Annotated in this window: 6 protein-coding genes; 5 read left to right on the top strand and 1 reads right to left on the bottom strand. The window is 45.4% G+C overall.

Annotation, left to right across the window (positions count from 1 at the left end; translation table 11 throughout):
- On the top strand, positions 1–235 hold a 235-nt coding region (locus AB7S66_RS10135), incomplete at its 5' end, for a hypothetical protein (protein ID WP_428519643.1).
- A gap of 121 nt (positions 236–356) precedes the next feature.
- Here AB7S66_RS10135 and AB7S66_RS10130 read toward each other — a convergent pair.
- Positions 357–1,373 carry a LacI family DNA-binding transcriptional regulator gene (locus AB7S66_RS10130; protein ID WP_428519641.1) on the bottom strand — a complete coding sequence of 339 codons (1,017 nt, stop codon included), beginning with the start codon at positions 1,371–1,373 and terminating at the stop codon, positions 357–359.
- A gap of 251 nt (positions 1,374–1,624) precedes the next feature.
- Between AB7S66_RS10130 and AB7S66_RS10125 the strand changes: the two genes are divergently transcribed.
- The 4 genes from AB7S66_RS10125 to AB7S66_RS10110 all read left to right on the top strand — a co-directional run bounded on the left by AB7S66_RS10125 (position 1,625) and on the right by AB7S66_RS10110 (position 7,825).
- Positions 1,625–2,899, top strand: a complete 1,275-nt coding sequence (locus tag AB7S66_RS10125) for an ABC transporter substrate-binding protein (protein ID WP_428519639.1) — start codon at positions 1,625–1,627, stop codon at positions 2,897–2,899.
- 211 nt (positions 2,900–3,110) lie between these two features.
- Positions 3,111–4,064: a carbohydrate ABC transporter permease gene (locus tag AB7S66_RS10120; protein WP_428519637.1), complete on the top strand. Its 954-nt coding sequence runs from the start codon at positions 3,111–3,113 to the stop codon at positions 4,062–4,064.
- Positions 4,061–4,879 (top strand): carbohydrate ABC transporter permease, encoded by an 819-nt coding sequence (locus tag AB7S66_RS10115; RefSeq protein WP_428519635.1) that lies wholly within the window; start codon positions 4,061–4,063, stop codon positions 4,877–4,879. Before AB7S66_RS10120 ends, AB7S66_RS10115 begins: the two co-directional genes overlap by 4 nt.
- Positions 4,880–4,891: 12 nt before the next feature.
- On the top strand, positions 4,892–7,825 hold the full coding sequence (locus tag AB7S66_RS10110) for a glycoside hydrolase family 2 TIM barrel-domain containing protein (protein WP_428519633.1): 2,934 nt from the start codon (positions 4,892–4,894) through the stop codon (positions 7,823–7,825).
- Positions 7,826–7,895: the final 70 nt, after the last annotated feature.

Genomic DNA, 7,895 nt, shown 5'->3' with positions numbered 1-7,895 from the left:
TGGGCGAGAGCTCTTCTATGCCATTGAGGTGGTGCACCATGAGCCGAGTGATACCTATTTTATTCTAGGGCCAGATCTGGATACAGCAATCCAACGGTCCAAGATCAACAGTGCCACCATGAATGCACTAAGCTATACTGCCCGAACTTTGGTGAAGGCTGAGCAAGAGCGAAAGGGTAATGGCTATCAGAATGCAGGAGAGATTGCAGCCAAGGGAGTCAAGGATTTCCTGTAGGGATTTTTGGAAGGGGTGTCCCTGGTATTCCTCCTTGTACAGAAAGGGAATCAGTCATATACCAAGAAAAGGAGGATGCCAGTGGTGTCCTCTTTTGCCATGGTCTGAGAATACAGTAGAACTAACCCAGTTTTTTTGTACTTTCACGGATGGTCAGTGAGGTAGGCACATAAATCTTGATCGGGAGCCTGTATTGGCCACTTATTCTGTTCTTCAGGATATCCACGGTATTTTGTGCGATGAACTGCATTGGTATGTTGACCGTTGTCAGTGGCGGGGAGAGGAACTGCACCGAACTTTGGTCGTTGAAGCCCACAACACTGATATCATCAGGTACGGTTATCTTGCTCTGATGGAGTCTTGCAAGGACCCCTGTTGCTGTGGAGTCGTTTGCACAGAACAAGGCAGTTGGGCGATCCTGCAACGCCATGGCTGACATAGCAAGTGTATATCCTTCAGTGTAGGAAAGCCTCTCACCTTCAAAGATGAGCGCTTCGTCAAAGATGGTGTTTTCCTGCATGAATTCACAATACGCGGTTTTTCGCATATCTCTCCCTTGTCCACCCGTATCCCCGATTACTTTTCCGCCAATATAGGCAATCCTACGGTGCCCCAGGTCGTACAAATGCTGTAAAGCAAGCCGTGTTCCGAGTTCCGTGTTGATGAGCACAGAATCAAAGCGGGTGGCATCAGGGCAGGAATCCAGGAATACGATATAAGGAGAGAAAGTTGATATCTTCTCGATCTGGTTGAGATTGAACCTCCCAATGGCGATGATGGCGTCTATCGGTGTATCTACAGAGGGAACAAATTCCCCATCTATATTGATGAATTTCACCGTGTTGATATTCTCTCTGGCAAGCTGCTTCTCAACAGTAGTCATCAAATACAGGTAATACGGATCTTCGATCAATGCAGGATAATCATACCATTCCACAATTGCAAAGGTGAGCTTTTTCCCTGCCTTTTTTCTCTGTTTTCTTTGTTGGAGTGTGACATATTCCAATTCCTTTGCAGCAACAAGGACTCTCAGTTTTGTTTCGTCAGAGACGCTGAGGGTATCATCATGGTTCAGGATTCTTGAAACAGTGGTAATGGAGACTTTCGCTTTCTTCGCAATATCCGTAATAGTAGACACAGGTTTTCCTTTCTTTCATCTTCAAGTAAAAGTTTACTAGTATCCTACCACCAAATCTGAATAATTGAAATGTATTTTAAAAAATATGGTCATCAGTGCTGAGATGTATCGATACGCTTTGCATGGTGTGTGATTTTAGTTGATAAAATTATAGTAAAAAAATAGTAAAATTATTCTTGACAGTTGGTCTGGTGCAACGTAAGCTGAAGACAACAGGCAGGGATACTGCTATGAGAAAAGGAGAGAAAGGAATGAGAAAAAGCGTAACTATTTTTTTGGTGCTCTTGGTTTTTATGACACCATTATTTGCGGCAGGGACGAGTGAAGCAAAGGAGGCTGGTCCAATCACCATCTGGGCTTGGGATCCAAACTTCAATATCTCAATCATGAATGAGGCAGTCAGCCGGTATCAGGAAAAACATCCTGATGCAACGTTTGAGATTGTTGAACTTGCAAAGGCAGATGTTGAACAGAAACTCCATACCAATTTGGCATCCCGTACAACCCAGGGGTTGCCTGACATCGTACTCATCGAGGACTACAATGTACAGAAATACCTGACCAGTTACCCCGGCCAGTTTGCGGACCTGAGTGATGCATTCAATTATGGCGATTTTGTAGACTATAAGGCTGATGTCATGAAATTGGATGGCAAATACTACGGCGTTCCTTTCGATTCTGGCGTTTCCGGCTTCTTCTATCGCACTGATCTGCTCAAGAAAGCAGGTTTTGAAGCAGAGGACCTTGAGAACATCACCTGGAATGAATTTGCCGATATTGCAAAAGAGTACAAGGCAAAAACCGGCCAGTACATGCTCGCCAATGACAAGAGTGATGGTGGCCTGTTCAGAATCATGCTCCAAAGTGCAGGAAGCTGGTATTTTGATAATGAAGGGAACCCAGCTCTTGTCAACAATGCAGCACTTGAGGAAGCGATGAAACTATACAAACGCTTTGTATCAGAAGACCTCGCATTCCCTTCAAATGGATGGAATGAGTGGGTTGGTGCATTCAACTCAGGAAAAGTTGCTTCTGTAACCACAGGTGTATGGATTATTGGTTCAATCAAGGCTGCTGCTGATCAGAGTGGGCTATGGGCGGTAGCTCCAACCCCACGACTTGACCTTCCCAACTCAGTCAATGCATCCAATCTGGGGGGTTCCTCCTGGTTCGTCCTTGAGAATGGTGCCAACCGAGACAAGGCAATTGAATTCATGAAAGAGATTTATGGCAACGATAAGGAGTTCTACCAGACCATCCTGATGAACAATGGTGCCATCGGTTCCTATATCCCAGCCTTCAGTGGAGACGCTTTCGAAACAAAGGATGAGTTCTTTGGGAACAAGGCAATCTACAAAGACCTGAGTGAATGGGCATCCATGGTTCCGAAGGTGAACGTTGGTCAGTATACCTATGAGGCTGATGCTGCAGTAATGGCTGTTATGGAAGATTACTATACCGGCAGGTCAACACTCGAAGAGGCTATCAAAGCCGCTGAGAATCAGCTGAAGAATTCAATTCAATAAGTAATTTTTGATCCTGAGAAGCAGGAGGTCATGCCTCCTGCTTTTTTAAAAGGTGCATGTAACAATAATAGGTGATTGGGTAATAGTACAGAGAATGTACCCAATGGCGCTGGAATGAGATATGTCGTTTGATTGAATCGCCAGTTATATCGGCGAGGGATGAAAAATTGGGGTTGCTGCCCCAATTCCTGCTCATGGGGGAGTGTATTCTATGGCTACTGAAAAGCGACTTGATAGAGTTGGTTGGTATTTTATCATCCCGGCTTCGATATTGTTGGCTGGTTTTATTGTATATCCAATATTTTACTCACTCTATCTCTCCTTTACCTCAACAAAGGGGATTGTAAGTGAATTTGTCGGGGTGAAAAATTATATCAGGATGTTCAATGACCCGATGTTTTTCCTGGCATTGAAGAATACATTCAGACTCTTGTTTCTTCAGGTCCCGATTATGTTGGTGCTGGCCATAACCTTCGCAGCTATTCTGAACAATAAGAACATCAGGTTCAGGGGCTTCTTTAGAACGGCGCTCTTTCTTCCCTCTGTCACATCATTGATTGCCTATTCCATCCTGTTCAAGATGCTGTTCAGCTATGAGGGACTGATAAACAACGCCCTTCTCAAGTTGCACATCATCGATATTCCCCTGCAGTGGATGAGTGTTCCGAGGCTTGCAACCTTTGTCCTGATCATCGCCATGATCTGGCGATGGACCGGCTATAATATGATTTTCTATCTTTCCGCAATGCAAAATATCTCTGACGACCTGTATGAAGCCGCTTCCATTGATGGATCGACGAAAATACAGAGTTTTTTCACCATCACGCTACCGCTTTTAAAGCCGATTATTCTCTTTACTACGGTCATGTCCACAATAGGGACGCTGCAATTGTTCGATGAACCGATGAACCTGTCACAGGGAGGGACCACTGCAAGCATGATAGGTCCTGATAACTGTTTTCTTACGCTGAGTGTGTATATCTATAACCTCTGTTTCAAATACACTCCTAACTTTGGCTATGCTGCCACGGTGAGCTATGCAATTCTGGTCATTATTGCATTATTGACCCTTGTGCAGTTCAAGGTGAGCAGTGACAAGGATGAAACCATGCAGAAGAAACTGGATCGAGCAGAGAGAAAACTACAGAGAGGAGCATCAAAATGAACATGAAGAAAGGTCTTGGTACATTTTTTCTCTACTTGTTTTTATCTGTTTCAGCATTTCTTTCCATATTTCCTTTCATCTGGATAGTTCTGGGTTCAACCAATAGTGCGGTGGATATCCAAACAGGCAAACTCTCATTTGGTGATCAGTTGGGTGTTAATCTGAAGAATCTGTTTGGTCAGGCTGATATGGGTAGGGCGCTGTTCAATTCAGCAAAGATCGCGGTCCTCACTGTGCTGCTTTCCCTCCTGGTGACCAGCATGGCTGCATATGGATTCCAGATGTACAAATCAAGGGTGAAGGAGAAGACCTATTCATTTTTCTTGCTTACCATGATGATTCCCTTTGCATCCCTGATGATTCCCCTCTTCCAGATCATCGTGGTGTTGCGTCTCCTGAACTCCCATACCGCCATTATCCTGGTAGGGAGCATCAGCGTATTCATGATTTTCTTTTTCCGGCAAAGTTTCGTTAATTACCAGACAGAGATTCTGCAGGCTGCCCGTGTGGATGGTGCAGGTGAGTTGAGAATTTTCTTCACCATCTTTTTTCCCAGTATGAAGAGTACCTATGCTGCAGGTGCCATCTATGCCTTCATGACAAGTTGGAATGCATATATCTGGCCACTCATCGTATTGCAATCGAATGACAAGCGGACATCAACGCTTCTCATCTCTTCATTGTCTTCATCGTACACACCTGACTATGGGGTGATTATGACAGGCATTGCCTTGGCTACACTTCCTGTCATCATTGTATTCTTTGCCTTCCAGAAGCAATTTGTGCAGGGCATGGTAGGTTCAGTCAAACAGTAAGTAGGTGACAACATGCAATGCAACCAATCGCTTGACCCAACCGTTTTTCAAGAAAACCGACTCCCTCCTCATGCTCTCTTTACCCAGCAGCAAGCAGTGAAAGAAATCAGCCTGAATGGGGATTGGCATTTCTCCTATTTTGAGGCTCCTTCAGAGGCTACTCCCCATTTCTTGGATAGTGCACAGCTTCCGGCTATGGAACGTATTGAGGTTCCCTCCCATCTCCCCCTGAAAGGGTATGGTGTAGCGCAGTATACGAATACGGTGTATCCATGGGATGGACTGCATGCAATACGTCCACCTGCCATCCCTGATTTGAATCCTACAGGGTGTTATGCAAAAACAGTCACCATCACTGATGAGTATCTTGAGAATGATATACTCATTCGCTTTGATGGTGTAGACTCTGCAATGTATCTCTATGTGAATGGACGGTATGTGGGGTATAAGGAGGATAGTTTCTCCCCTGGGGAGTTTCTTATCTCCCCATTTCTCAAGCGGGGGGAGAATCTCATCTCAGTGATGGTGCTGCGATTCTCTACGGGAAGTTGGCTTGAGGATCAGGACTTCTGGCGGATCCCTGGGATATTTCGTTCAGTTAGGCTATTGATCTGTAAACCGATCAGGATAGTGGATGTGTTTGTCCGCCCAACGCTCAGTGACGATTACCACTCAGGAGAGGTGGTCTTTGAGGTAACTCCTTCAAAAGAAGGTAGGTATGCGTATGAAGTACTTATCAATGATCAAAGATACCCTGGATTGAAGTTGTCTCTCAAGAATCCTTTGCTCTGGAGCGCAGAGGTTCCCAATCTATATGATTATACCCTGGTTCTTAAACAGGATAATCTTGTACTTGATGCAGTGAAAGGGCATTTTGGTTTCAGGGAGATAGAGATCAGGGGACGGACAATCTATCTTAACGGGAAAAGGCTCATCCTCCGCGGGGTAAACCGGCATGAGTTTGATCCCCGGAAGGGGAGAGCTATCGATGAAACATTGATTGAGAAAGACATATTGCTGATGAAGCAGCATAATATCAATGCACTGAGAACCAGTCATTATCCCAACCATCCACATGTCTATGATCTTTGTGATCAATTGGGTATCTATGTCATGGATGAAATGAATTTGGAAACCCATGGTACTTGGATGGTTGCCGGTAGGGCGGAGAGGAAACCCCATACAATCCCCGATGATAAGGTGCAGTGGCGGGATGCGGTACTTGATCGGGCACAATCAATGGCTATGCGAGACAAGAACCACCCCTCCATTCTCTTTTATTCATGTGGTAATGAGAGCTTTGGTGGCCCGATCATCGCAGAGGTGGCTGCATATTTCAGGAGCCTGGGTGATAATCATCTTGTTCACTATGAAGGGATTTTCCATGACAGGCGCTATGATTCCACCAGTGATGTTGAGAGTAGGATGTATGCCAGGATTCCGGAGATTCAGGAATACCTGGACCAGGGAGAGAAACCTTTCCTGCTCTGTGAATACGCACACGCCATGGGCAATAGTGTCGGCAACCTTGATGAATATATTGCCCTCGAGGATGAATCTGAAGCATACGGGGGGGGATTCATCTGGGATTTTGTCGACCAGAGTCTTATACAGGATGGCAAGGAGCTTTGCGGGCTGGGTTTCAGTAGCCCGACTGACGGCTATTTCTGCATCAACGGGCTTGTTGACGGAGAGCGCAATATATCTGCTAAACTCCAGCAGGTTGCATATTCCTATAGTCCTGTAACAATCAAATTCATAGGAAATGTGTCCTGTAAGGAAGAACAACCATATGAGATACAGATACGAAACAAGCATGCGTTCATCAATACCGATGGGTATGAGTTCTTATACACCTATACGCTGGATGGCAAAGAGATAGCATCAGGATATCTGCGTGTTTCACTGGGGCCGCTCGAGAAAAACACCTATCCTATTCCCTCCCTCGCAGTGGAAAGGCCGGCAGTGCCTGATGAGCGCTCTTGCATGGAGGGAGAGCTCCAACTGATAGTGAGCGTAGTGCAAAAGCATGATACCCCTTGGGCAAGGAGAGGGCATGTCATTGTACGTGTTGGTCAGGTCCTCTGTTATGAATCCACCCAAATGGTGCCACCTGAAGCAGCTGATGCCCTGATCGAAGGGGATATGCATACGGGTCATCGCAGTGGCAATTTCTCCTTCTTGATCGATCATCACCATGGAGAAATTGTCGCAATACAACACAAGATGCGAAATATTCTACAGAGCGCGGTGAAGTTGGAGTTCTGGCGTGCACCAACGGATAATGACATCGGTGTCAATCCGCTCCTTCCCGCCATGGAGTATAAACTGGCATCATTGTACCAAGTGGCTGAGTATTTCAACAGAGAAAACAATGTGTTCTCTGCAGGGATTCGATGTGGCTCCACTTTGGTGAAGGTCTCCTATTGGTTCTCAGGGAATAAGGTGATCATGAAGATAGAACCACCAAGATTCTCTTCCCCGATTCCTTGCTTTGGGATTACCTTTTCGGTGGATAGCCGTTATCGGAATGTTGCATACTACGGAAATGAAATGATGGAAAGCTATCAAGACCGCAAAGGTGGCAATGTACTGCGATATGTTGAGTTCAATCCCTATGAGGACCAGAAATCCTATCTCCATCCTCAGGAGTATGGGAACAGGATTGATGTGAGAAGCCTGACACTTACAGACAATCATGATCAGGGACTGAGAATCAGGTCCAATAGATGCTTTGAATGTTCTCTCTTGCCCTACAGTTGCCATGAGCTGGAACAAGCAAGGTATATCCATGAGCTCCCAGAGACTGGAAAATTGCATGTGAGGATTCTCGAGGGACAGAGTGGGGTTGGGGGAGATGATTCCTGGGGAGCTCCAGTGCATGAAGCATATCGATATTATGGGCCAGAGACTGATTGGATGGTAGAGATTGAAGCGTTTGAATGATTGCAACTTTCTATATGGGGAATAACGATTCCATGCATAACACATCGGAAAATATCAGGAGAGAGTAAAA

This window comes from Sphaerochaeta sp., assembly GCF_050178175.1.
Classification (GTDB): Bacteria; Spirochaetota; Spirochaetia; order Sphaerochaetales; family Sphaerochaetaceae; genus Sphaerochaeta.
The sequence above is the reverse complement of the archived record's forward strand: the minus strand, read 5'-3'. Positions and strand labels throughout refer to the sequence as shown.

What these genes read in the sequence shown, in the direction of transcription:
- AB7S66_RS10125 (WP_428519639.1), top strand. Translation starts at nt 1,625, where the DNA reads ATGAGAAAAAGCGTAACTATTTTTTTGGTGCTCTTGGTTTTTATGACA.
- AB7S66_RS10120 (WP_428519637.1), top strand. Translation starts at nt 3,111, where the DNA reads ATGGCTACTGAAAAGCGACTTGATAGAGTTGGTTGGTATTTTATCATC.
- AB7S66_RS10110 (WP_428519633.1), top strand. Translation starts at nt 4,892, where the DNA reads ATGCAATGCAACCAATCGCTTGACCCAACCGTTTTTCAAGAAAACCGA.
- AB7S66_RS10115 (WP_428519635.1), top strand. Translation starts at nt 4,061, where the DNA reads ATGAACATGAAGAAAGGTCTTGGTACATTTTTTCTCTACTTGTTTTTA.